23 protein-coding genes are annotated in these 24402 nt (G+C 52.7%); 8 read left to right on the top strand and 15 right to left on the bottom strand.

Annotated features, from left to right (window positions below; all coding sequences use genetic code 11):
• The 11 genes from atpG to asnC all read right to left on the bottom strand — a co-directional run bounded on the left by atpG (nt 1) and on the right by asnC (nt 9638).
• The gene (atpG, locus tag ACH0VJ_RS21665) at nt 1-864 is read right to left on the bottom strand and encodes a F0F1 ATP synthase subunit gamma (RefSeq protein ID WP_000896506.1); all 864 of its coding nucleotides are present in this window, start codon (nt 862-864) and stop codon (nt 1-3) included.
• A gap of 50 nt (nt 865-914) precedes the next feature.
• Complete coding sequence (atpA, locus tag ACH0VJ_RS21660) at nt 915-2456, bottom strand: F0F1 ATP synthase subunit alpha (protein ID WP_001176751.1); 1542 nt, start codon at nt 2454-2456, stop codon at nt 915-917.
• A gap of 12 nt (nt 2457-2468) precedes the next feature.
• Nucleotides 2469-3002 (bottom strand): F0F1 ATP synthase subunit delta, encoded by a 534-nt coding sequence (gene atpH / locus ACH0VJ_RS21655; RefSeq protein WP_001288957.1) that lies wholly within the window; start codon nt 3000-3002, stop codon nt 2469-2471.
• Nucleotides 3003-3016: 14 nt separating this feature from the next.
• Complete coding sequence (gene atpF / locus ACH0VJ_RS21650; protein WP_001052212.1) at nt 3017-3487, bottom strand: F0F1 ATP synthase subunit B; 471 nt, start codon at nt 3485-3487, stop codon at nt 3017-3019.
• A gap of 59 nt (nt 3488-3546) precedes the next feature.
• Nucleotides 3547-3786 carry a F0F1 ATP synthase subunit C gene (gene atpE, locus ACH0VJ_RS21645; RefSeq protein WP_000429386.1) on the bottom strand — a complete coding sequence of 80 codons (240 nt, stop codon included), beginning with the start codon at nt 3784-3786 and terminating at the stop codon, nt 3547-3549.
• Nucleotides 3787-3832: 46 nt separating this feature from the next.
• Nucleotides 3833-4648, bottom strand: coding sequence for a F0F1 ATP synthase subunit A (atpB, locus tag ACH0VJ_RS21640; RefSeq protein WP_000135632.1), 816 nt, complete (start codon nt 4646-4648; stop codon nt 3833-3835).
• Between the two features lie 8 nt (nt 4649-4656).
• Nucleotides 4657-5037 (bottom strand): F0F1 ATP synthase subunit I, encoded by a 381-nt coding sequence (atpI, locus tag ACH0VJ_RS21635; protein WP_000116685.1) that lies wholly within the window; start codon nt 5035-5037, stop codon nt 4657-4659.
• 615 nt (nt 5038-5652) lie between these two features.
• Nucleotides 5653-6276, bottom strand: a complete 624-nt coding sequence (gene rsmG / locus ACH0VJ_RS21630) for a 16S rRNA (guanine(527)-N(7))-methyltransferase RsmG (RefSeq protein WP_001519938.1) — start codon at nt 6274-6276, stop codon at nt 5653-5655.
• Between the two features lie 102 nt (nt 6277-6378).
• Nucleotides 6379-8268, bottom strand: a complete 1890-nt coding sequence (gene mnmG, locus ACH0VJ_RS21625) for a tRNA uridine-5-carboxymethylaminomethyl(34) synthesis enzyme MnmG (protein ID WP_000499872.1) — start codon at nt 8266-8268, stop codon at nt 6379-6381.
• A gap of 378 nt (nt 8269-8646) precedes the next feature.
• Nucleotides 8647-9090 (bottom strand): FMN-binding protein MioC, encoded by a 444-nt coding sequence (gene mioC / locus ACH0VJ_RS21620; RefSeq protein WP_000763721.1) that lies wholly within the window; start codon nt 9088-9090, stop codon nt 8647-8649.
• 89 nt (nt 9091-9179) lie between these two features.
• A complete protein-coding gene (gene asnC / locus ACH0VJ_RS21615) occupies nt 9180-9638 on the bottom strand; it encodes a transcriptional regulator AsnC (protein ID WP_000433016.1) in 459 nt (152 codons plus the stop codon).
• A gap of 150 nt (nt 9639-9788) precedes the next feature.
• Here asnC and asnA point away from each other — a divergent pair, with 150 nt between their 5' ends.
• On the top strand, nt 9789-10781 hold the full coding sequence (asnA, locus tag ACH0VJ_RS21610) for an aspartate--ammonia ligase (protein WP_000845094.1): 993 nt from the start codon (nt 9789-9791) through the stop codon (nt 10779-10781).
• Nucleotides 10782-10785: 4 nt separating this feature from the next.
• On the opposite strand, the gene viaA is transcribed toward asnA, so the two are convergent.
• The gene (gene viaA / locus ACH0VJ_RS21605; RefSeq protein ID WP_000956579.1) at nt 10786-12237 is read right to left on the bottom strand and encodes an ATPase RavA stimulator ViaA; all 1452 of its coding nucleotides are present in this window, start codon (nt 12235-12237) and stop codon (nt 10786-10788) included.
• On the bottom strand, nt 12231-13727 hold the full coding sequence (gene ravA, locus ACH0VJ_RS21600; protein ID WP_000940978.1) for an ATPase RavA: 1497 nt from the start codon (nt 13725-13727) through the stop codon (nt 12231-12233). Before ravA ends, viaA begins: the two co-directional genes overlap by 7 nt.
• Before the next feature lie 347 nt (nt 13728-14074).
• Between ravA and kup the strand changes: the two genes are divergently transcribed.
• From kup to rbsR, 7 genes are all read left to right on the top strand, one after another.
• Complete coding sequence (gene kup / locus ACH0VJ_RS21595) at nt 14075-15943, top strand: low affinity potassium transporter Kup (protein ID WP_000102338.1); 1869 nt, start codon at nt 14075-14077, stop codon at nt 15941-15943.
• Between the two features lie 216 nt (nt 15944-16159).
• Nucleotides 16160-16579, top strand: a complete 420-nt coding sequence (gene rbsD, locus ACH0VJ_RS21590) for a D-ribose pyranase (protein ID WP_000715944.1) — start codon at nt 16160-16162, stop codon at nt 16577-16579.
• 7 nt (nt 16580-16586) lie between these two features.
• Nucleotides 16587-18092, top strand: a complete 1506-nt coding sequence (rbsA, locus tag ACH0VJ_RS21585; protein ID WP_000339359.1) for a ribose ABC transporter ATP-binding protein RbsA — start codon at nt 16587-16589, stop codon at nt 18090-18092.
• Between the two features lie 5 nt (nt 18093-18097).
• Entirely contained in the window at nt 18098-19063 is a 966-nt protein-coding gene (gene rbsC / locus ACH0VJ_RS21580; protein WP_000211345.1) for a ribose ABC transporter permease, read from the top strand.
• 24 nt (nt 19064-19087) lie between these two features.
• Nucleotides 19088-19978 carry a ribose ABC transporter substrate-binding protein RbsB gene (rbsB, locus tag ACH0VJ_RS21575; RefSeq protein ID WP_001056260.1) on the top strand — a complete coding sequence of 297 codons (891 nt, stop codon included), beginning with the start codon at nt 19088-19090 and terminating at the stop codon, nt 19976-19978.
• Between the two features lie 132 nt (nt 19979-20110).
• Nucleotides 20111-21040, top strand: a complete 930-nt coding sequence (gene rbsK / locus ACH0VJ_RS21570; protein WP_000844728.1) for a ribokinase — start codon at nt 20111-20113, stop codon at nt 21038-21040.
• Between the two features lie 3 nt (nt 21041-21043).
• Complete coding sequence (rbsR, locus tag ACH0VJ_RS21565; RefSeq protein ID WP_000224487.1) at nt 21044-22042, top strand: ribose operon transcriptional repressor RbsR; 999 nt, start codon at nt 21044-21046, stop codon at nt 22040-22042.
• On the opposite strand, the gene mdtD is transcribed toward rbsR, so the two are convergent.
• Together mdtD and ACH0VJ_RS21555 are read right to left on the bottom strand one after the other, a co-directional pair.
• Nucleotides 22008-23435, bottom strand: coding sequence for a multidrug transporter subunit MdtD (mdtD, locus tag ACH0VJ_RS21560; RefSeq protein WP_000202072.1), 1428 nt, complete (start codon nt 23433-23435; stop codon nt 22008-22010). The two genes, rbsR and mdtD, sit on opposite strands and share 35 nt — an antisense overlap.
• Before the next feature lie 11 nt (nt 23436-23446).
• On the bottom strand, nt 23447-24151 hold the full coding sequence (locus ACH0VJ_RS21555) for a FadR/GntR family transcriptional regulator (RefSeq protein WP_001131148.1): 705 nt from the start codon (nt 24149-24151) through the stop codon (nt 23447-23449).
• Nucleotides 24152-24402 lie beyond the last annotated feature (251 nt).

Here is a 24402-nt window from a genome sequence, read left to right as displayed (position 1 = left end):
TTAAACCGCGGCGGCCCCCGAGACGATCTCGGTGAGTTCCTGAGTAATGCTGGCCTGACGAGCTTTGTTGTATACCAACTGCAGCTCTTTAATCAGGCTGCCGCCATTATCGGTTGCGGCTTTCATCGCCACCATTCGTGCGGCCTGCTCGCTGGCCAGGTTTTCTACCACGCCCTGATAAACCTGAGACTCCACATAACGACGCAGGAGAGTATCCAGCAGCGCTTTCGGGTCTGGTTCATACAGGTAATCCCAGGCTTTACGCTTCAGATCATCATCTTCTGACGCCGGCAGCGGCAGCAGTTGAGTGATCGTCGGCACCTGAGACATGGTGTTAATAAATTTGTTGCTGACAATGTAAAGCTTGTCCAGACGGCCTTCGTCGTAGGCCTGCAACATCACTTTAACCGGACCGATCAGTTCGGACAGAGAAGGGTTATCCCCCATACCTGTCACCTGAGCGACAACGTTGCCGCCTACGGAATTAAAGAATGACACGCCCTTAGAGCCGATCATTGCGAGTTCGCACTGAACGCCTTTATCGGACCATGCCTTCATATCCGCCAGCAGCTTTTTGAACAGGTTAATGTTCAAGCCACCGCACAAACCACGGTCGGTCGACACTACCAGGTAGCCCACGCGTTTAACGTCGCGCTCTTCCAGGTAGGGGTGCTTATATTCCAGATTACCGTTAGCAAGGTGACCAATCACTTTGCGCATGGTCTCTGCATAAGGACGGCTGGCCGCCATGCGATCCTGCGATTTACGCATTTTGGAAGCGGCGACCATCTCCATCGCTTTAGTGATCTTTTGCGTGTTCTGGACGCTTGCGATCTTACTACGTATCTCTTTTGCGCCGGCCATGAGCTTCTCCTCAATGCCTTACGGCCTGCCCTAAGGCAAGCCGCCAGACGTTACCAGGACTGGGTTGCTTTGAAGGAATCGAGGATGCCTTTCAGCTTGCCTTCGATTTCGTCGTTATAGCCACCGGACTGGTTGATCTCTTGCATCAGCGGAGCGTGATCACGGTCGACGTAAGCCAGCAGAGCGGCTTCGAAGCTACCGATTTTCGCCAGTTCGACATCCGCCAGATAACCACGTTCTGCTGCGAACAGAACCAGAGACTGCTGCGCGACGGACATCGGCGCATACTGTTTCTGTTTCAGCAGTTCGGTCACTTTCTGACCGTGGTCAAGCTGTTTACGGGTGGCATCGTCAAGGTCGGATGCAAACTGAGAGAACGCCGCCAGTTCACGATACTGCGCCAGCGCGGTACGAATACCACCGGACAGTTTTTTCATGATCTTGGTCTGGGCTGCGCCACCTACACGGGATACCGAGATACCCGGGTTAACCGCAGGACGAATACCGGCGTTAAACAGGTTAGATTCCAGGAAGATCTGACCATCGGTAATGGAAATTACGTTGGTCGGAACGAACGCGGAAACGTCACCTGCCTGCGTTTCGATAATCGGCAGCGCGGTCAGAGAGCCGGTTTTCCCTTTCACTTCACCTTTGGTGAAGGCTTCGACGTAGTCGGCGTTAACACGCGCAGCACGCTCCAGCAGACGAGAGTGGAGGTAGAATACGTCGCCCGGGAATGCTTCACGTCCTGGCGGACGACGGAGCAGCAGGGAGATCTGACGGTAAGCAACAGCCTGTTTAGACAGGTCATCGTAAATGATCAGCGCATCTTCACCGCGGTCACGGAAGTATTCGCCCATTGCGCAACCGGCATACGGCGCCAGATATTGCAGCGCAGCGGATTCGGACGCGGTCGCCACCACAACGATGGTGTTAGCCAGCGCGCCGTGTTCTTCCAGTTTACGCACCACGTTAGAGATGGTGGACGCTTTCTGGCCGATAGCGACATAGATACATTTGATACCGGAATCGCGCTGGTTGATGATGGCGTCGATAGCCAGCGCGGTTTTACCGGTCTGACGGTCACCGATGATCAGTTCACGCTGACCACGACCGATTGGGATCATGGAGTCAACGGCTTTATAGCCGGTCTGCACCGGCTGATCGACAGACTGACGATCGATAACGCCCGGCGCAATCGCTTCAACGGCAGAGAAGCCGTCATTATCAACCGGACCTTTACCGTCAATTGGCGCACCCAGGGTGTTTACCACACGTCCCAGCAGGCCGCGGCCAACCGGAACTTCCAGGATACGGCCCGTACATTTAACCTTCATGCCTTCGGCAAGGTCAGCGTATGGACCCATGACTACCGCACCCACGGAGTCGCGCTCCAGGTTCAGTGCGATAGCGTAACGGTTACCCGGCAGGGAGATCATTTCACCCTGCATACAATCGGCCAGGCCGTGAATGCGGATAACACCGTCACTGACAGAAACAATAGTACCTTCGTTGTGAGCTTCGCTCACCACATTGAACTGAGCAATGCGCTGCTTGATCAGTTCGCTGATTTCGGTGGAATTCAGTTGCATGCTCCAGTCCCCTTAAGACTGCAAGACGTCTGCAAGGCGCTCAAGACGGCCGCGTACGCTGCCATCAATGACCATATCACCCGCCCGGATGATAACGCCTGCCATTACAGACTTATCGATTTTGCAATTCAGCTTCACTTTGCGTGACAGACGTTTTTCCATCGCGGCGCTGATTTTCGAAAGCTGCTCTTCACTCAATGCGGTTGCCGACGTAACTTCTACCTCGGAGGTAGCTTCACTGGCGGCACGCAGATGAATAAACTGCTCCAGAACATCCGGGAGCGCGTTCAGACGATTATTTTCAGCCATCACCCGAATCAGGTTCTGACCGTTTTCGTCTAACTGCTCACCGCAGACTGCGATAAACGACTCAGCGAGCGTTTCCGGCGCCAGCGCGCCAGAGAGAAGCTCTGCCATTTGTTCGTTCTTGGTTACCTCGGCGGCAAACGCCAGCATATCCTGCCAGCGCTCTACACTTTGGTGTTCAACGGCAAAGTCAAAAGCTGCTTTGGCGTAGGGGCGAGCTACCGTAACAAATTCAGACATCAGCCCCTCCCTCCTTACAGTTCAGCGACAAGTTTATCCACGATGTCGCTGTTAGCAGCTTCATCCACGGAACGTTCGATGATCTTCTCGGCGCCAGCAACAGCCAGGATAGCAACTTGCTTACGCAGCTCTTCACGGGCGCGTTTACGCTCGGCTTCAATTTCCGCCTGCGCCTGCGCCACGATTTTAGTACGTTCCTGCTCTGCTTCAGTTTTGGCTTCGTCCAGGATCTGAGCGCGGCGTTTGTTTGCCTGCTCAATGATTACCTGAGCTTCCGCTTTCGCTTTTTTCAGCTGGTCGGTCGCGCTGGCCTTTGCAAGGTCAAGATCCTTATGTGCTCGTTCAGCAGAAGCGAGACCGTCAGCAATTTCTTTCTGACGTTTCTCGATGGCTGCCATTAACGGCGGCCATACGTACTTCATGCAAAACCAGACAAAGAGAATAAACGCGATGGCCTGGCCGAGGATTGTTGCGTTAAGATTCACAGCACAATGCCTCTATCTAGTTAACCTTCTGATATTGCTCTTAATTCAAGCAACGCTTACTACGCGACAGCGAACATCACGTACAGACCCAGACCTACAGCGATCATCGGGATAGCATCCACCAGACCCATAACGATAAAGAACTGAGTACGCAGCAGAGGAATCAGATCAGGTTGACGCGCCGCGCCTTCCAGGAATTTACCCCCGAGGATGCCGATACCGATCGCAGCACCGATTGCCGCCAGACCCATCATCACAGCGGCAGCCATGTACAGCAGATCCATATTCAGGTTTTCCATGACAGTCTCCAGTTTGTTTCAGTTAAAACGTAGTAGTGTTGGTAAATTAATGCTCTTCGGACGCCATCGACAGATAGACAATCGTCAGAACCATGAAAATGAAGGCTTGCAGCGTAATAATCAGGATGTGGAAAATGGCCCACGGCACATTCAGAATCCACTGTGACCACCACGGCAACAGACCAGCAATCAGAATGAAAATCAGCTCACCGGCATACATGTTGCCGAACAGTCGCAGACCGAGAGAAACCGGTTTGGACAGCAGACTTACCCCTTCAAGGATTAAGTTGACAGGAATGAACGCCCAGTGATTGAACGGCTGCAGCGTCAACTCTTTTGCGAAGCCGCCGATGCCTTTCATTTTGATGCTGTAGAACAGAATAAGGATGAATACGCCCAGCGCCATCGACAGGGTGATGTTGACGTCAGCAGACGGCACCACGCGCGTTGCCGGCAGACCCAGCCAATGCTCAGCGATATACGGCAGCAGGTCGATAGGCAGTAAGTCCATCAGGTTCATAAGGAATACCCAGACGAAAATCGTCAGGGCCAGCGGCGCAATCAGCTTGCTTTTGCCATGGTACATGTCTTTGACGCTGCCATGCACAAAGCCGACTATCAGCTCAATCGCGGTCTGAAACTTGCCTGGCACGCCGCTGGTCGCTTTTTTAGCAACGCTACGGAACATCACCAGAAACAACAGACCCAGCACCACCGAGAAGAACATGGAGTCAATATTGAGCGTCCAGAAGGTGGCTGGGGGGTTCTGCGGATCCACCAGCGAGAAAGTACGCAGGTCCAGCTGAAGGTTATTCAGATGGTGTCCTATGTATTCCTGCGGCGTCATATTTTCTGAAGCCATGATGCCTTTTACCCTTTGTTGTTAATTACAGCCGGCGCCAGTATCTGAACCACCAGCACCAAAACCCACGTAACGATCAGCGGCAAAAACACCGCCTTTAAAACCGCCAACGCCACCACCAGTAAAACCAGCATCGCTAACACCTTGAAGGCTTCACCGAAGGCGAAAGTCCAGGACACGCGGCCCTTAGCAGGTGTATGCGCCTGGTGACGCCAGGCAAATATCATAAACAACATATTAGGCAGTGCCACTGCCAATCCCCCACATACTGCGGAGATGCCCCAGAAGGGGTCTTTGAGGCAAAACAGCAATCCACTTGCTATTACCGCCAGAAACTGAATGAACAGAAGCTTACGAGCAACGTTTCGACTCACGAGCGACACAGACATCACGTTTTTACTCCTGCCCACTTCGAGGTATGCCGCGTGTCGTATAAAACGTTCTTTAAGACTTAGAGTCAAGCATCAAAAAGCGGTCAAATTATACGGTGCGCCCCCGTGATTTCAAACAATAAGTAGCCAAAAGGTGAATAAATGTTTAAATATTTTTCTCTGGCCCGCATTTTTAACTTTTAGCCAAAGTGTGAACGATCGTACAAAACTGCAAATAGCGCGAAAACACTGGCGATAAAGCGTGCACCAGATCACACATTAAACATATTCATGCTTACGCAATTCATTTACGTGTCAATTCATGCCTTTTCATCTTTTTGATATTTAAGCGTAAAACCAGGTACTGTTTTAAAAATACCAGCTTACACCTTAAAAACGCCCCATTGACATTTATAATAAAAATTTAACAAGCAAAAGTGATTTTTCGATTCGATTTTTAGCAGACTGATATTTACAAAGTTGATTACTCTCTGTTTTAACAAAAGAAGCGACGTTGTCATGTTGAAACGAAACCGTAAATCCAGAGTTAAATGTAACAACGCTGAAATGCATTATACTTGTCGATTTTTAACACAAGCCGCGTCGTTTTTTTTCTATTTTTTTTGATAAAAATTAAACTTTGTTTGACTTAATAATCACCAGATGCCGCTCGCCTTCCAGTTGCGGAACGCGTAATTTTTCAACAGATTCGACGCTAAAATTGTCAGGTAGTGAGGCAATTTCATCCCCTGGCAATTGCCCTTTTAAGGCATAAAAACGCCCTTTCTCTCCCGGCAGATGGTGACACCAGCTCACCATATCATTCAACGATGCGAAAGCGCGGCTGATAACGCCATCAAACGGTGGTTCGGAGGGATAGGCTTCAACGCGGCTTTGAACCGGCGTGATGTTTTCCAGTTTCAGTTCGTGCTGGACCTGACGCAGAAAACGTACCCGCTTGCCCAGGCTGTCGAGTAAGGTGAAATGCGCGTCAGGGAGAACAATAGCCAGCGGGATGCCCGGCAGCCCCGGTCCTGTTCCTACGTCGATAAAACGCTGTCCCTGAAGATACGGCGCAACGACTATGCTGTCGAGAATATGGCGTACCAACATTTCGTTGGGATCCCGCACTGACGTCAGGTTGTATGCTTTGTTCCATTTGTGCAGCATATCAACGTAGGCGACCAGCAGCGTTTTCTGGTGATCGGTAAGAGAAATACCGGCATCAGCCAGCAGACGAGAGAGTTTGTTGAGCACGGTCATTACCTGTTAATAATCAAATGCCCGATGCGCTTTCGCTTATCGGGCCTACAAATTTGTAGGGCGGGCAAGCGAAGCGCCCCCGCCAAATTAGTGTTATCAAGCGCTACGACGCAGCATACCTTGTTTTTTCAGCCATACCAGCAGAATGGAGATTGCCGCTGGCGTAACGCCGGAGATACGCGATGCCTGGCCGATAGACGCCGGTTTATGATCGTTCAGCTTGGCGATAACTTCGTTCGACAGACCGGAAACCTGACGATAATCCAGCGTGGCAGGCAGCAACGTATTCTCGTTACGTAGTTGTTTTTCAATCTCATCCTGCTGGCGAGCGATATAGCCTTCGTATTTGACCTGGATTTCCACCTGCTCAGCGGCTTGCTCATCTTCAAGCGCAGGCGCGAATGCGGCAAGCGAAGTGAGCTGCGCGTAGGTCATTTCCGGACGACGCAACAGATCTTCGCCGCTGGCCTCACGGGAGAGAGGCGTGGTCAAATGCGCATTCACTTCATCGGCGGATTCCGCAGACGGCGTTACCCATGTCGATTTCAGCCGCTGACGTTCGCGTTCGATATTTTCCAGCTTCTCGTTGAATCGCGCCCAGCGTTCATCATCCACCAGACCCAGCTCGCGGCCCATTTCGGTCAGACGCAGATCGGCGTTGTCCTCACGCAGCATCAGGCGATATTCGGCGCGGGAGGTAAACATGCGATACGGCTCTTTGGTACCCAGCGTACAGAGATCGTCCACCAGCACGCCGAGATAAGCCTGAGAACGCGCAGGCGCCCAGCCCTCTTTGTCGGCGGAAAGACGCGCGGCATTCAGACCAGCAAGCAAGCCCTGCGCCGCAGCCTCTTCATAGCCGGTAGTACCGTTGATTTGACCAGCAAAGAACAGGCCGTGAATAAATTTACTTTCCAGAGTCGGTTTCAGATCGCGCGGGTCGAAGAAATCGTACTCAATCGCGTAACCAGGACGAACGATCTTCGCGTTCTCCATGCCCTGCATGGAACGGACAATCTGCATCTGCACGTCAAACGGCAGGCTGGTGGAGATACCGTTAGGGTAAATCTCGTTAGAGGTCAGTCCTTCCGGCTCAAGGAAGATCTGATGCTGGTTACGATCGGCAAAACGCATCACCTTGTCTTCGATCGAAGGACAGTAGCGTGGGCCGATCCCTTCGATCACGCCAGCGTACATTGGGCTACGATCGAGGTTATTACGAATCACGTCATGGGTTTTCTCATTGGTATGCGTGATGTAACACGGCACCTGTTGCGGATGCTGAGAAGCATTCCCCATAAACGAGAAAACCGGCATCGGGTTATCGCCATGCTGTTGAGCCAACACGCTGAAATCGATAGTACGCGCATCAATACGCGGCGGTGTGCCGGTTTTCAGGCGGCTGACGCGTAGCGGAAGCTCACGCAGACGGCGAGACAGCGGGATGGATGGCGGATCGCCAGCACGACCGCCGCTGTAGTTATCCAGACCAATATGAATTTTGCCGTCGAGGAAGGTTCCGACGGTCAGCACCACCGCTTTCGCGCGGAATTTGAGCCCCATTTGGGTCACAGCGCCGACAACGCGATCGTTTTCGACAATCAGATCTTCAACAGCTTGCTGGAAGATCATCAGATTCGGCTGGTTCTCCAGCGCGGTACGCACCGCCTGGCGATATAAGACTCGATCCGCCTGAGCCCGGGTAGCGCGAACGGCCGGACCTTTGCTGGCGTTTAGTATCCTAAACTGAATACCTGCCTGATCGATCGCTTTCGCCATCAGACCGCCGAGCGCATCCACCTCTTTTACCAGATGTCCCTTTCCAATACCGCCGATCGCCGGGTTGCAGCTCATCTGTCCCAACGTGTCAATATTGTGTGTCAAAAGCAGAGTCTGTTGACCCATACGCGCTGCGGCCATCGCGGCCTCAGTGCCTGCATGACCCCCGCCAATAATAATGACGTCAAAAGGATCCTGATAAAACATGGTAATTGCCTCGCATAACGCGGTGTGAAAATGGATTGAAGCCCGGGCGGTGGATTCTACTCAACTTTAGCCGATGGAGAAAGCCCCGGGATCCGGGCTATTAAAAAGAAGATCTTTTTATTTAGAGATCTGTTCTATTGTGATCTCTTATTAGGATCGCTCCAGGCTGTGGATAACCCGGATCCTGTAATAAAGATCAATGCGTTGGAAAGGATCACTAGCTGTGAATGATCGGTGATCGTGGTCCGTATAAGCTGGGATCAAAACGGGTACTTATACACAACTCAAAAAGTGAACAACGGTTATTCTTTGGATAACTACCGGTTGATCCAAGCTTTCCACCAGATTTATCCACAATGGATCGCACGATCTTTACACTTATTTGAGTAAATTAATCCAGGATCCGAGCCAAATCTCCGCTGGATCTTCCGGAATCTCATGTTCAAGGATGTTGATCTTCAGTGTTTCCCCAACCTGTTTTGCGCCAGTGTCTTTCAGTTCCGCTTCTATTTTCTCAATCGCGCCGCAAAACGTGTCGTATTCTCGACTGCCAATGCCAATTGCGCCGAAACGTACCGCGGAAAGATCGGGTTTCTGCGTCTGAAGGTCTTCATAGAAAGGGGTCAGGTTGTCCGGAATGTCTCCGGCGCCGTGCGTTGAGCTGATTATCAGCCAGATCCCGGAAGTTGACAGATCCTCTAATAACGGACCGTGCACCGTTTCGGTTGAAAAACCGGCAGCTTCCAGCTTTTCCGCCAGATGTTCCGCGACGTATTCGGCGCCGCCCAGGGTGCTGCCGCTGATAAGAGTAATGTCTGCCATTGATCGCTCGCTCAGGTAAAGAGGCTGCATTGTACTCTGTGAACGAGCTGGGATCTACCTGTGGAAAAATGTGGGATTAAAAAAGCCGATCATGGCTTGATGGTGCGCATGATCGGGTTCTGCAAGACGATCAGTGTCTCAGTGGACTGAATTTCATCAATTGTTTGGATCTTGTTGATAAGTACGTGCTGAAGCGCGTCGATTGATTTGCACATCACTTTTATAAAGATGCTGTAGTGACCGGTGGTGTAATACGCTTCCGTCACCTCATCCAGGCTTTCCAGCCGGGCCAGTGCGGAGGGATAGTCTTTGGCGCTTTTGAGAATGATGCCAATAAAGCAGCCCACATCGTAGCCCAGCTGTTTAGGGCTGACGTCAATCCGTGCGCCCGTAATGATCCCGGCCTGCTTCATTTTCTCGACGCGAACGTGAATGGTTCCAGGGCTAACGCCAAATTGTTTGGCCAGTTCGGCGTAGGCGGTGCGGGCATTTTCCATTAAGGCGTCAAGTATGCCGCGGTCCAGATTGTCGATCTGATAATTTTCCATCGCTTTTTCTTATGCAGATTAATAATTATCTCTATTTTAGCCATTATTTTTAACGAATCAAAATCGAAGTTAGCTTTTTATCTGTTGATTATTGAATAGTGCTCTCGTTTTGTTGCTTAATCATAGGCAACAGGACGCAGGAGTAAAAAAATGAAAACCGCTTACATTGCCAAACAACGTCAAATTAGCTTCGTGAAATCACATTTCTCTCGCCAGCTGGAGGAGCGTCTGGGTCTGATTGAGGTCCAGGCGCCGATCCTGAGTCGCGTAGGGGATGGTACGCAGGATAATTTGTCCGGCTGTGAAAAAGCGGTGCAGGTAAAAGTGAAAGCGTTGCCTGACGCCCAGTTCGAAGTGGTGCATTCACTGGCGAAGTGGAAACGTCAAACTCTGGGGCAACATGACTTCAGCGCGGGCGAAGGGCTGTACACGCACATGAAAGCCCTTCGCCCCGATGAAGACCGACTCTCTCCGCTCCACTCGGTCTATGTGGATCAGTGGGACTGGGAGCGTGTCATGGGCGATGGCGAGCGCCAATTTTCCAGCCTAAAAAGCACAGTAGAGGCTATATGGGCAGGCATTAAGGCGACGGAAGCGGAAGTGCATAAACAGTTTGGTCTGGCGCCGTTCCTGCCGGATCAGATCCATTTTGTTCACAGTCAGGAACTGCTGGCGCGTTTCCCGGATCTGGATGCGAAAGGGCGCGAACGCGCGATCGCCAAAGAACTTGGCGCCGTTTTTCTGGTGGGGATCGGCGGTAAACTGAGCGATGGCCACCGCCATGATGTACGCGCGCCGGATTATGATGACTGGAGCTCCGCATCTGAGCTGGGCTACGCCGGTCTGAACGGCGATATCCTGGTGTGGAACCCGGTGCTGGAAGATGCGTTTGAGCTTTCCTCTATGGGTATCCGCGTAGATGCCGATACGCTGATGCGCCAGCTGGCGTTGACCGGTGATGAAGATCGCCTGCAACTGGAGTGGCATCAGGCGCTGCTGCGCGGCGAAATGCCGCAGACCATCGGCGGCGGGATTGGGCAGTCGCGTCTGACGATGTTGCTGCTGCAATTGCCGCATATTGGTCAGGTGCAGTGCGGCGTATGGCCCGCGCAGGTTCGCGAAAGCATTCCTGCTATTTTATAAGCCGTTAGCGCCGCCAGCGTCTCAGCAGGCGGCTTCGCATCCCGGTGTCAAAGCGCCAGATATGATCGAAAATGCGCATGATGCCGGGTTTGCCGTGCGCCGACATCGCCACCGCATGGAATCGATGCTGATGAAGACGCTGCAACTCTCCCACTTTGCTCACCACGTCATCCGGCAAGCGCTGGGCGATAAAATCCGAAATGACCACCGCATCGGCATCAAACCATTCCCGTCCCTGCATTCTTTCAATAATGGCGCGAAAACAGCTGGCGATATCCGTGCCGCCGCGAAAACGTTGACTTAAAAAGCGGATGGCCTGCTCAATACCTTCCGGGCCGGAGAGTTCATAACGCACAACGTCAGTGGAAAACAGCATAATAAAGCAGCGGCGGTTATCCGCCAGCGCAACGCGCATCAACGCCAGGCAGAATGCTTTTGCGCACTGCTCGTTAAATCCTCCCATCGAGCCTGAAGTATCGACGCAGACAATAAACGGTCCGCGCGGCTGCTCGTCGACATCCTGGTGTACTACCGGCCGTTCGGTCACTTTCTCACGCCACGCTTCGCCATGCAGGCGATAGGTGAGGAGCTGTTTTTCCACTAACCGGCGGTAAAATTCATATTCCAGCTCGGTGATGCCGAGCGTCGCCAGCTCTGGCGGCAACAGGCGCAGAATATCATCGCCTTGCTGTATACCGTCAACCTGCTCCGGCACCGTTGCGGGTTCGCGTACCAGTGTACGAAAGGTTTCCATCGGCGCGTCTTTTTTCGGTACCGATTTGGCTTCCCGCGAACGTCCCAGTTGTTCCGCCAGTTGCATTAGCTCCGGCTGGGCGGCGAGAAATTCGCCGTATTTTACGATCAGTTGATAATCACCACGTTTAAGCTGTCCCGCGCTCATATCCCACAGGCGGCCTGCGGCATTATCATTTTCCGCCAGCGTCGGTTCCAGTTGCCCGCTCAGCGTCATCCGTTCCTGAACGTCACTCAGCAACTGCTCGCGCTCTTCTTCCAGTAATTGCTGGTTTAACGTGGTGGCCTGCACGACCAGACTTAACCGCCAGCGTTGCAAAAAAAGCGTGTGTAGCGCAGGGGTAAAGGTACTGTTGCTCTCCGTCAACTGCTTCGCCTGCGCGGCATACGGTGAATGCAGGCGATGAAGCAACGCCAGTATTTGCGGCAGTTGCACGATGAACTGTGGGGTAGAGAGAAGTTGGCTTTGCTGATAACACATGACCTCTTCCGTGAGTTCCGGCGGAACGCGTGCGTCTTTAAGACGGCTGCGTAGCGCTTCCCGCCAGCGCGGGAGATCGGCGGTCACGGCGTTTTTTAAACGTGGAAACTTTTCAAAGAAAATGACCAGCTGTGGGGAAGCCAGTAGCGCGAGGATCATCTCTTCGACTATTCCCTCTTCGCTGACGGCCAGCATGGTATTTAGCGTATCCAGCGTCAGCATTGTTGCGCCTGGCGGATCTGTTCTCCTACATCCTGCAGGCTGGCCTCAATGCGCCCTAACCAGTCGCTGTGAATAAACAGGCAATGTTGCTGTTCGCTGAAGCGGGTATGCTGCTGGCGCCAGTCGTTTTCTAACGTTTCCAGCTGCTGTTTGATCTCCGCAGGCATACTGTCTTCAGCCGTTCCCGGTAACGCCAGACGGGTACCTTGTAGACTGATGTCGCGCACCACCAGATGTTGAGCGTTATCGACTTCCATATTCAGCGTTTGGGCAAAGCCGATCCCGTTCAGTTTGCCGCGGATCTCGCCGCCTTTGGTCAGCCAAAGTTCCAGCGCGCTGCGGTCAAAGGTAATATGGATCACTTCCATATCATGCAGTTTTAGCGGTTTTTGTAGCAATAACGTCAACGTTGACGCACTGGCTTCCGGCGGTAAAGTGTAATGCGGGCGGCGGCTGAACATACCGCCTTCTTTAATGACGGTGAAGGCGGTTTTATCGCTTTGCTGTTGCTGCAACTGGAGGCGGCGCTGGACAATACCGCCGAGGCGAGTCAGCATGGCCTGCTGCTGCCAGGCGTGTCCGGTCATCAATATTTCCAGTTGCTGTTGCATGAGATTCAGACTCTGCGCGTCATACCACAAGCAATCTTTTAGCAGGATAAGGTCAATCGGCGCAACCGCGTCGCGTCCGCTAAAGAAGGCGCTGGCCTGTAACAGGCGGATGGCTTTCTTCCAGCGACGGTCGGAGACATAAGGCGCATTCGGCAAATTATCCAGCTGTTGGCGCAGAGTAAATATCAGCTCAAAGACCGGATCAGGGAGTGAAATCGCGCCGATATCTTTTTGCCACTGTTGATATTCTTCGTCGCTAACCTGTAACGAGGCGGGGACCGGGTTATCACTCTCATCCTGCTGACTAATCAGCATGGAGCGGAAATTGGCTTTATCCTGAACTTTATCCAGCCACAGGCGAATCAACATTCGGTCGTACAAGGCTTCCAGGCTGCTGTCCGCTTCGGGCAGTTCGTTGGAGGCCGCCACCAGCAGCCGCATCGGAATTTTTTCCTCAAATGCGCCGTTGCGGAAATGGCGTTCGTTAATGGCGGTCAGCAATGTGTTCAGGATAGCGGGCCCGGCTTTCCAGATTTCATCCAGAAAAACGATTTCGGCTTCGGGAAGATAGCCGGTCGTTAAGCGTTCATAGCGACCTTCATCTTTCAGCGCCTGAATAGAGAGCGGGCCAAACACCTCTTCCGGCGTGGAAAAGCGTGTCATCAGATATTCAAAAGCGCGGGCGCGCTGGAAAGCAAACTTCAGGCGGCGGGCAATCAGACTCTTGGCGATACCGGGCGGGCCCAACAAAAAGACGCTCTCACCGCTTAACGCCGCCAGTAGGCAAAGGCGTATGGCGTGACTACGTTCATACAGCCCCTTCTCAAGGGCGCTGCTCAGACGGGAAATTCTTTCCGCTAATAAATGTGGGTGAGCCATAATAAAGAGGCGTCCTTTCGACAAATGGATCATGCTAATTGCGAGTATAGACGTTTCACCACCGGGGCTGTAATCGTCTGACGCGCTGTTTATTTTTCTTTGAGCCAGGTTAATCTGGCTTCATTTAGGGGTACGATTTTATGATTAATCGTGCATACTGTGCGCTTTTTTGTGGGCCAAGGGACTAAGCACACATTTCATATCTATACACTCATTCATTCAAACTACATCAAGGCGGCAAAGGAGTGAATCCCCTGGCACTGACTTAAACGTGTGACTGGGGTAAGCGAATGCAGCCGACAAGGAGGTAGGGTGAAGGGTGACGTGTATAAACGAAAGATGAGTCTATGAGCACTGATAATAAGCAATCGTTGCCTGCGATTACCCTCGCAGCTATTGGGGTTGTCTACGGTGATATTGGTACCAGCCCGCTTTATACGCTTCGTGAATGTTTGTCCGGTCAGTTTGGTTTTGGCGTTGAACGAGATGCCGTGTTTGGTTTTCTGTCGCTGATCTTCTGGCTACTCATCTTTGTGGTTTCCATCAAATATCTCACCTTCGTGATGCGCGCCGATAACGCGGGTGAAGGTGGAATTTTGACGCTGATGTCGCTTGCCGGGCGTAATACCTCGGCGCGCACCACATCCATGTTAGTTATCATGGGACTGATAGGCGGCAGCTTTTTCTATGGCGAAGTGGTCATTACGCCGGCGATTTCGGTGATGTCGGCGATTGAAGGCCTGGAGATTGTCGCGCCGCAGTTGGATACCTGGATTGTCCCACTCTCCATTATTGTGCTGACTCTGTTGTTTATGATTCAGAAGCACGGTACGGGAATGGTAGGGAAACTCTTTGCGCCGATCATGCTGACCTGGTTTTTAATCCTGGCGGTACTTGGCCTGCGCAGTATTATCGCCAATCCCGAAGTGTTACATGCGCTGAATCCTGTCTGGGCGGTACGTTTTTTCCTTGAATATAAAACCGTATCATTTATTGCGTTGGGCGCGGTGGTGCTGTCGATTACCGGCGTAGAGGCGTTGTACGCCGATATGGGACACTTCGGTAAGTTCCCGATTCGCCTGGCGTGGTTTACCGTGGTATTGCCGTCGTTAGTACTGAACTACTTTGGTCAGGGCGCATTGCTACTTAAGCATCCGGAAGCGATTAAAAACCCCTTCTTCCTGTTGGCGCCGGACTGGGCGTTAATTCCGCTGCTGATTCTGGCCGCGCTGGCGACGGTGATCGCCTCCCAGGCGGTCATTTCCGGCGTCTTTTCGCTGACGCGTCAGGCTGTGCGCCTTGGCTATTTGTCGCCAATGCGCATTATCCATACCTCCGAGATGGAGTCCGGTCAGATCTACATCCCTTTCGTTAACTGGCTGCTTTATTTCGCGGTCGTGGTTGTTATCGTTAGCTTTGAGCACTCCAGCAACCTGGCGGCGGCCTATGGTATCGCCGTGACCGGCACGATGGTGCTGACGTCTATTCTTTCTACGACCGTGGCGCGTAAGAACTGGCACTGGAACAAATATTTTGTCGCGCTGATCCTCATCGCATTCCTGTGCGTGGATATCCCGCTGTTCTCGGCCAACCTCGACAAATTGTTGTCCGGTGGTTGGCTGCCGCTGAGCCTGGGCCTGATCATGTTCACGATCATGACCACCTGGAAGAGCGAGCGTTTCCGTCTGTTGCGTCGTATGCATGAACACGGTAATTCGTTGGAAGCGATGATTGCCTCACTGGAGAAGTCACCGCCGGTTCGGGTGCCGGGTACTGCCGTATACATGTCGCGCGCGCTCAGTGTGATCCCTTTTGCTTTATTGCATAACCTGAAGCACAACAAAGTGTTGCATGAGCGCGTAATCTTACTGACGTTGCGTACGGAAGATGCGCCTTATGTGCATAACGTTCGCCGGGTGCAGATTGAGCAGTTGTCTCCGACATTCTGGCGCGTGGTGGCCAGCTACGGCTGGCGCGAAACGCCAAACGTTGAAGAGGTGTTCCACCGCTGCGGTCTGGAAGGGCTTAGCTGTCGGATGATGGAAACGTCGTTCTTTATGTCGCACGAGTCGTTGATTGTCGGCAAACGCCCGTGGTATTTGCGTTTGCGCGGTAAACTGTATTTGTTGTTGCAACGCAACGCCCTGCGCGCGCCGGATCAGTTCGAGATCCCGCCTAACCGCGTGATTGAGTTAGGTACTCAGGTCGAGATTTAACCTCCCATCAACATGCCGGGGGCCGCGTTGGCTTACCCGGCCTGGCCAATCCGTAGATTCCCACAAGATAATCGCCATCGGGCGATTATCTTCACCTGATTTCCGCTAGCGAAACGTTTCGACGGCGATCACAATTCTGTTACGTCATGATGGTTTTATGAACACATCCAGGGTTACACTGCGGCCAGCGAAACGTTTCGCTAGTGGAGCAGAAAAATGAAGAAAGGCACCGTACTCAACTCTGAAATCTCGTCGGTCATTTCCCGTCTGGGGCATACTGATACTCTGGTGGTCTGTGATGCGGGTTTACCCATCCCAAATAGCACCGCGCGTATCGATATGGCACTAACCCAGGGCGTACCTTCTTTTATGCAGGTGGTGGATGTCGTGACCCGGGAAATGCAGGTTGAGGCGGCGATTCTTGCAACGGAAATCAAACAACAGAATCCGCAGCTCCACGAAACGTTGCTCACTCACCTTGAGCAACTGCAGCAACACCAGGGAAACACCATAAAAATTAGTTATACGACACACGAACAATTCAAAAAATTGACTGCAGACAGTCAGGCGGTGATTCGCAGCGGGGAGTGTTCCCCGTATGCGAACGTCATTCTTTGCGCTGGCGTCACGTTCTGAGGCCGCTATGGACGCATTACTGCAACTCAAAGGGATCGATAAAGCGTTCCCCGGCGTGAAGGCTCTCTCCGGCGCCGCGTTAAACGTTTATCCTGGCCGCGTTATGGCGCTGGTGGGGGAAAACGGCGCCGGAAAATCCACCATGATGAAAGTATTAACCGGCATCTATACGCGAGATGCGGGATCGTTGTTATGGCTGGGTAAAGAGACCACCTTTAATGGGCCTAAATCGTCTCAGGAAGCCGGGATCGGCATTATTCATCAGGAACTGAACCTGATCCCGCAGTTGACCATTGCGGAAAACATCTTCCTGGGCCGTGAGTTTGTGAATCGCTTTGGCAAAATCGACTGGAAAAAGATGTATGCCGAAGCCGACCACCTCTTAGCCAAACTCAATCTGCGTTTTAAGAGCGATAAGCTGGTGGGCGAACTCTCTATCGGCGATCAGCAAATGGTGGAAATCGCCAAAGTGCTGAGCTTCGAATCCAAAGTCATCATTATGGATGAACCGACCGATGCGCTGACCGACACTGAAACCGACTCTTTGTTCCGCGTTATCCGCGAATTAAAATCGCAGGGGCGCGGCATTGTCTATATCTCCCACCGTATGAAAGAGATCTTCGAAATTTGCGATGACGTGACGGTCTTCCGCGATGGGCAATTTATCGCCGAGCGTGAAGTGGCCACGTTGACCGAAGATTCTCTTATCGAAATGATGGTGGGACGTAAGCTGGAAGATCAGTACCCGCATCTGGATAACGCGCCGGGTGAGATTCGCCTGAAGGTCGATAATCTGTGCGGACCGGGCGTGAATGATGTCTCTTTTGTGCTGCGAAAAGGCGAGATTCTTGGCATCTCCGGCCTGATGGGCGCCGGTCGCACCGAGCTGATGAAAGTATTGTACGGCGCGATGCCGCGAACCAGCGGTTACGTGACGCTCGATGGACACGAAGTGGTGACGCGTTCTCCGCAGGACGGGCTGGCCAATGGCATCGTTTATATCTCTGAAGACCGTAAGCGCGATGGACTGGTGCTCGGCATGTCAGTTAAAGAGAATATGTCGCTGACTGCGCTGGATTATTTCAGCCGCGCTGGCGGAAGCCTGAAACACAAAGATGAGCAGCAGGCGGTGGGGGATTTTATCCGTCTGTTCAACGTCAAGACGCCGTCAATGGAACAGGCGATAGGCCTGCTTTCTGGCGGTAATCAGCAAAAAGTGGCGATTGCTCGCGGGTTGATGACGCGCCCGAAAGTGCTCATTCTCGACGAGCCGACCCGCGGCGTGGACGTCGGCGCCAAGAAAGAGATTTATCAGCTTATCAACCAGTTTAAGGCCGACGGCCTGAGCATCATTCTGGTCTCATCTGAGATGCCAGAAGTATTAGGCATGAGCGATCGCATCATCGTCATGCATGAAGGGCATCTCAGCGGTGAATTTACTCGCGAGCAGGCCACCCAGGAAGTGTTAATGGCTGCCGCAGTGGGCAAGCTTAATCGCGTGAATCAGGAGTAAAAAAGATGACAACCCAGGCTGTTTCTGGTCGCCGTTATTTCACTAAAGCGTGGCTTCTTGAGCAGAAGTCGCTCATTGCCCTGCTGGTGCTGATCGCGATTGTGTCGACGTTAAGCCCCAACTTTTTTACCGTTAATAATCTGTTCAATATTCTTCAACAGACCTCCGTTAACGCCATTATGGCGGTGGGGATGACGTTGGTGATTCTGACATCGGGGATCGATCTGTCCGTCGGTTCCCTGCTGGCGCTCACCGGTGCGGTTGCCGCTTCAATCGTCGGCGTTGAAGTGAATGCGCTGGTCGCGGTTGCCGCCGCGCTGGCGCTGGGCGCTGCGATTGGCGCCGTCACTGGTGTTATCGTCGCGAAAGGCCGCGTACAGGCGTTTATCGCTACGCTGGTGATGATGCTGCTACTGCGCGGCGTGACGATGGTTTACACCGACGGTAGTCCGGTCAACACCGGCTTTACCGATAACGCCGATCTGTTTGGCTGGTTCGGTATCGGCCGTCCGTTGGGCGTTCCTACGCCGGTCTGGATCATGGCTATCGTCTTTATCGCCGCCTGGTATATGCTGCATCACACCCGTCTGGGACGCTATATCTACGCGCTGGGCGGTAACGAAGCGGCGACGCGTCTGTCTGGCATTAGCGTGAGCAAAGTGAAAATTATCGTCTATTCACTTTGCGGGCTGACAGCATCGCTGGCGGGTATCATTGAAGTGGCGCGCCTCTCTTCCGCGCAGCCGACGGCGGGTACCGGCTATGAGCTGGATGCTATTGCCGCCGTGGTGCTGGGCGGCACCAGCCTTGCAGGCGGTAAAGGACGCATTGTTGGGACATTGATCGGCGCATTGATTCTCGGCTTCCTTAATAATGGTTTGAATTTGTTAGGTGTTTCCTCCTATTACCAGATGATCGTCAAAGCGGTGGTGATTTTGCTGGCGGTACTGGTAGACAACAAAAAGCAGTAACAACGACTACAGGACATCTGAAATATGAACATGAAAAAACTGGCTACCCTGGTATCTGCTGTTGCGCTGAGCGCCACCGTGAGCGCGAATGCAATGGCGAAAGACACCATTGCGCTGGTGATCTCTACCCTCAATAATCCCTTCTTCGTGTCGTTAAAAGACGGGGCGCAAAAAGAGGCGGATAAACTGGGTTATAACCTGGTGGTGCTGGACTCCCAGAACAACCCTGCCAAAGAGCTGGCGAACGTGCAGGATTTAACCGTTCGCGGGACCAAAATTTTGCTGATCAACCCGACTGACTCCGATGCGGTGGGTAACGCGGTGAAGATGGCTAACCAGGCGAAGATTCCGGTTATCACACTTGACCGCCAGGCAACCAAAGGTGATGTCGTCAGCCATATCGCGTCTGATAACGTGCTGGGCGGTAAGATTGCTGGCGACTATATCGCGAAAAAAGCTGGTGAAGGCGCCAAAGTGATTGAGCTGCAAGGCATTGCCGGAACATCTGCGGCGCGTGAGCGTGGCGAAGGTTTCCAGCAGGCGGTAGCCGCCCACAAATTTAATGTCCTGGCCAGCCAGCCTGCCGATTTCGACCGTACTAAGGGTCTGAACGTCATGCAGAACCTGCTGACCGCGCATCCGGATGTTCAGGCTGTCTTCGCCCAGAACGATGAAATGGCGCTGGGCGCACTGCGCGCGCTGCAAACTGCCGGTAAAGCAGATGTGATGGTGGTTGGATTTGACGGTACGCCGGATGGCGAAAAGGCCGTAAAAGATGGCAAACTGGCAGCGACTATCGCTCAGTTACCGGATCAAATCGGCGCCAAAGGCGTTGAAGTGGCGGATAAGGTGCTGAAAGGCGAAAAAGTTCAGGCCAAATATCCGGTTGACCTGAAACTGGTCATCAAGCAGTAATAAACGACACGGGTCAACTATGGCCTGATGGCGACAGAAATACGCGAGCCTCCGCTGAGGTGAACGTAAAAAAAGAAAAGCAGGGCACGCGCCACCCTAACCGGTGGCGCACTTTGACGTGGAACCCCGAATATGAAAACCGCAGGTAATCTCATCGTCCTTGGCAGCATTAATGCCGATCATATCCTTAATCTTGAGTCCTTCCCTACCCCGGGTGAAACGGTAACCGGTAGCCATTATCAGGTCGCGTTTGGCGGGAAAGGCGCGAATCAGGCGGTTGCTGCGGGACGTAGCGGGGCAAATATTGCGTTTATTGCCTGCACAGGCGATGACGATATTGGCGACAGTATTCGTAAACAATTAGTCAGCGATCGTATTGATATCGCGCCAGTTAGCGTCATTAAAGGCGAGTCTACCGGGGTGGCGCTGATTTTCGTTAACGGCGAAGGCGAGAATGTCATCGGTATTCATGCCGGAGCGAATGCCGCGTTATCGCCGGCGTTGGTTGATGCGCAACGTGAACGTATCGCGCAGGCGGATGCGTTACTGATGCAGCTGGAATCGCCGCTGGAAAGCGTACTGGCGGCGGCGAAAATCGCCCATCAACATCATACTACTGTTGCGCTGAACCCGGCGCCTGCCCGTGAGCTACCGGATGAACTGCTGGCGCTGGTGGACATCATCACGCCAAATGAAACGGAAGCTGAAAAGCTGACGGGCGTGCGTGTGGAAAATGACGACGATGCCGCGAAAGCTGCGCAGGTTTTGCATGATAAAGGCATTCGAACCGTATTAATTACCTTAGGAAGCCGTGGCGTCTGGGCCAGCGTAGACGGCGAGGGCCGCCGCGTTCCTGGATTTAGCGTTGAGGCTGTCGATACCATTGCCGCCGGAGATACGTTTAACGGCGCCTTTATCACCGCGATACTGGAGGAGACGCCGTTGCCGGAAGCGATTCGCTTTGCCCATGCCGCCGCCGCGATTGCCGTAACGCGTAAAGGCGCGCAGCCGTCCGTTCCGTGGCGCGAAGAGATAGAAGCGTTTTTACATCAGCAGGGGTAACGCTTGGCTACTATGAAAGATGTTGCCCGCCTGGCGGGAGTCTCTACATCGACGGTCTCTCACGTTATTAACAAAGATCGCTTTGTGAGTGAGACGATAACCGAAAAAGTTGAAGCGGCGATTAAATCACTTAACTATGCGCCTTCCGCGCTGGCGCGAAGCCTCAAGTTAAACCAGACCCGCACGATTGGTATGCTAATTACCGCCAGTACCAACCCTTTTTATTCCGAACTGGTGCGCGGCGTTGAGCGAAGCTGTTTTGAGCGCGGTTATAGTCTGGTGCTGTGCAATACCGAAGGCGACGAGCAACGGATGAACCGCAACCTGGAGACGCTGATGCAAAAACGGGTAGACGGTTTACTGCTGCTGTGTACCGAAACGCATCAGCCTTCTCGTGAAATCATGGAGCGTTATCCGTCTATTCCTACCGTCATGATGGACTGGTCGCCGTTTGATGGTGAGGGCGATAGCGATCTCATTCAGGATAATTCGTTGTTAGGCGGTGATCTTGCCACCCAACACCTTATCGATAAAGGATTTACCCGAATAGCCTGTATTACCGGCCCGCTGGACAAAACGCCAGCGCGTTTGCGGCTGGAAGGGTATCGGGCGGCGATGAAACGCGCAGGGCTGGCTATTCCGCAAGGCTATGAGATCACCGGCGATTTTGAATTTGGCGGCGGCTTTGACGCCATGCAGGCGTTACTCGCCCATCAACAGCGACCGCAAGCGGTTTTTACCGGAAACGATGCGATGGCTGTCGGCGCCTATCAGGCGCTATATCAGGCGGGGCTTCGTATCCCGCAGGATATGGCAGTCATTGGCTATGATGATATTGAGCTGGCGCGCTATATGACGCCGCCGCTGACGACTATCCATCAGCCGAAAGATGAATTGGGCGAGCTGGCTATTGATGTGTTGATTCATCGGATGGCGCAGCCCGCCTTGCAACAACAGCGACTTCAGCTTACTCCGGTTTTGACGGTGCGTGGGTCGGTTTAGATTTATGCCGTTCTTTAATCAGATTGTTGCCGTCTTTGACTCTTAGCAGCATAAACATCAGCGCGGACACGATAGTGATCGCCCCCATCGTGATAAAGGTATAGTGGAACTGTTCCACGGTACTGGTGCCCGCAAAACCTTCATAAATACGTAACACCGCCGCGCTGATCGCCACGCCTAAACTGATAGACAATTGCTGCGTAACCGCCAGAACGCTGTTGCCGCTGCTGGCGTTATCGTCCGTCAGATCCGCAAGAGTAATCGTATTCATTGCCGTAAATTGAGTGGACATCGCCATTCCAAGAATGAATAGCGGCAGTACGAGCATCCAGATCGGCATGGCGGGAGATTGAAACGAAAACTGGGCAATCATCAGACCGATAAATACCGTAATGCCGACCAGAGTCTTCCGGTATCCCAAACGTCGCAAAACCTGCGTTACGGTCGATTTCGCGATAATAGAACCCAAAGCTGTCGGCGCCATCATGCAGCCGGCGATCAGAGCCGGGTAGCCAAAACCAACCTGTAGCATTAACGGCATCAAAAAAGGTACGCAGCCTGTCCCCAGACGCGTGGCGAGGTTGCCGGCAATACCGACGGAAAATGTGCGTGTCTTAAACAGCGATAGTGATATTAACGGTGTCGGATGACGGCGGGCGTGGCGGATATAGGCCAATAGTAGAACGATACTGCAAAAAATAATGGCGGATGCGATCCATGTCGCCACAATCTTTTCGCCAAACAGTTCCATTCCGCTGGAAAATAAAACCAGACTTAACCCAAAAAGAAAGAAGCCGGTCATGTCAAACTTGCGACGCGGCGTGGTGAAGTTGGGCATATATTTGCGGGCATACAGAATGCCTGCAACACCAATGGGAATATTAATCAGGAAGATCCAGTGCCAGCTTGCCCAGGTCACCAGTACGCCGCCTAATACCGGCCCCAGAATCGGACCTACCAGCCCCGGCATAGTGACAAAGTTAAGAACGGGCAGCAGCTCACTACGCGGATAGGCTCGCAATAACGCCAGCCGCGCCACTGGCATCATCATCGCTCCGCCGACGCCTTGTACGACGCGAAAAATAACCAATTCAGATAGTGAACTGGAGAGCGCGCAGGCCAGCGAGCCTAACGTAAACAGACTTACGGCAACCATAAAGACGCGACGCGTACCGAAGCGGTCAGCCAACCAGCCGCTTACCGGAATTAACATAGCTACTGTCAGGGTATAACTGATAATAGCGGACTGCATGGCGAGTGGTGAACGGTTAAGGCTATGCGCAATAGCCGGTAAAGCGGTATTCAAAATGGTGGCGTCTAGCGCCTGCATAAAGAAGGCCATTGCCGCGATCCACGGCAGGCCAGCCATACTGCGCGCTTTTTTGCTGGTCATTCAATATCCTGTTAATTATCTGGTCTCTCATTGGGCGCTATTAACAACGCCTGGCAGGCCTGGAAAGCGCGTTCGCCGTCGCCATCAGCGATGGCATCAACAATGGCCTGGTGCAAATCCAGCTTTACCACCTCGTTATAGGTGATTGAGGTAAAGTAAGTGTGATAAACCGAATGAAATAGCGTCGCAAAAGAGATTAGAAAGGGATTGGCGCTCATTTCGTAGATATGCTCGTGCCACGCCATATCCACTTCAATCCAGCGTTCACGCTTAAAATGCTTTTTCAGCGCGACCATCTCTTCCATTAAGGCATTAAGCCGCGCTTTCTGCTCCGGTGTGCCAAGAGTCGCCGCCAGCAGGCAGGCTTGCGGCTCCAGGCTAATACGCATCACCAGAAAATGCTCTACCACCTGATGAAAATTTTCTTCCGTCATCCACCAGGTCAGCAGCTCTTGATCCAGAAAGTTCCAGTTTCCCTGCGGCATCACCCGCGTACCAATGCGCGGACGGGGTAGCACCATACCTTTAGCCGTCAACGTTTTCACCGCTTCGCGAACTGCCGTTCGACTTACGCCGTACTGCTCGCCCAGTTCTATTTCGCCGGGAAGAATCGTACCGGGGGCGTAGTCACCCTTTAATATCCGCTGCGCCAGCTTTTCAGCCAGAACATAGGATAGATTTTTCTGTGCGGCTAATTGTTGTGCGCTTAAAGGCATGAATGTTCTTCCTTTCTCTTTCGTTTGGTTATTAGTATGCCACCTGGAAGTGTGATTGCAGTTGCAATAACGGCAACTTGCTTATTTTATGGCACGTTAAGCACGCTGTTGATGAAAAAAGAGACACTCAGAAAATTATTTTAAATTTCCTCTTGTCAGGCAGAAATAACTCCCTATAATGCGCCACCACTGACACGGAACAACGGCACACAGGCCGCCGGGTCAGCGGGGTTCAGACCAGAACCTCACGG

Origin of the sequence: Salmonella sp. 2020_1459 (assembly GCF_043847915.1) — a bacterium.
Lineage (GTDB): Bacteria > Pseudomonadota > Gammaproteobacteria > Enterobacterales > Enterobacteriaceae > Salmonella > Salmonella enterica.
Note: the sequence above shows the minus strand (reverse complement) of the source record. Positions and strands in the feature narration are given on the sequence as shown.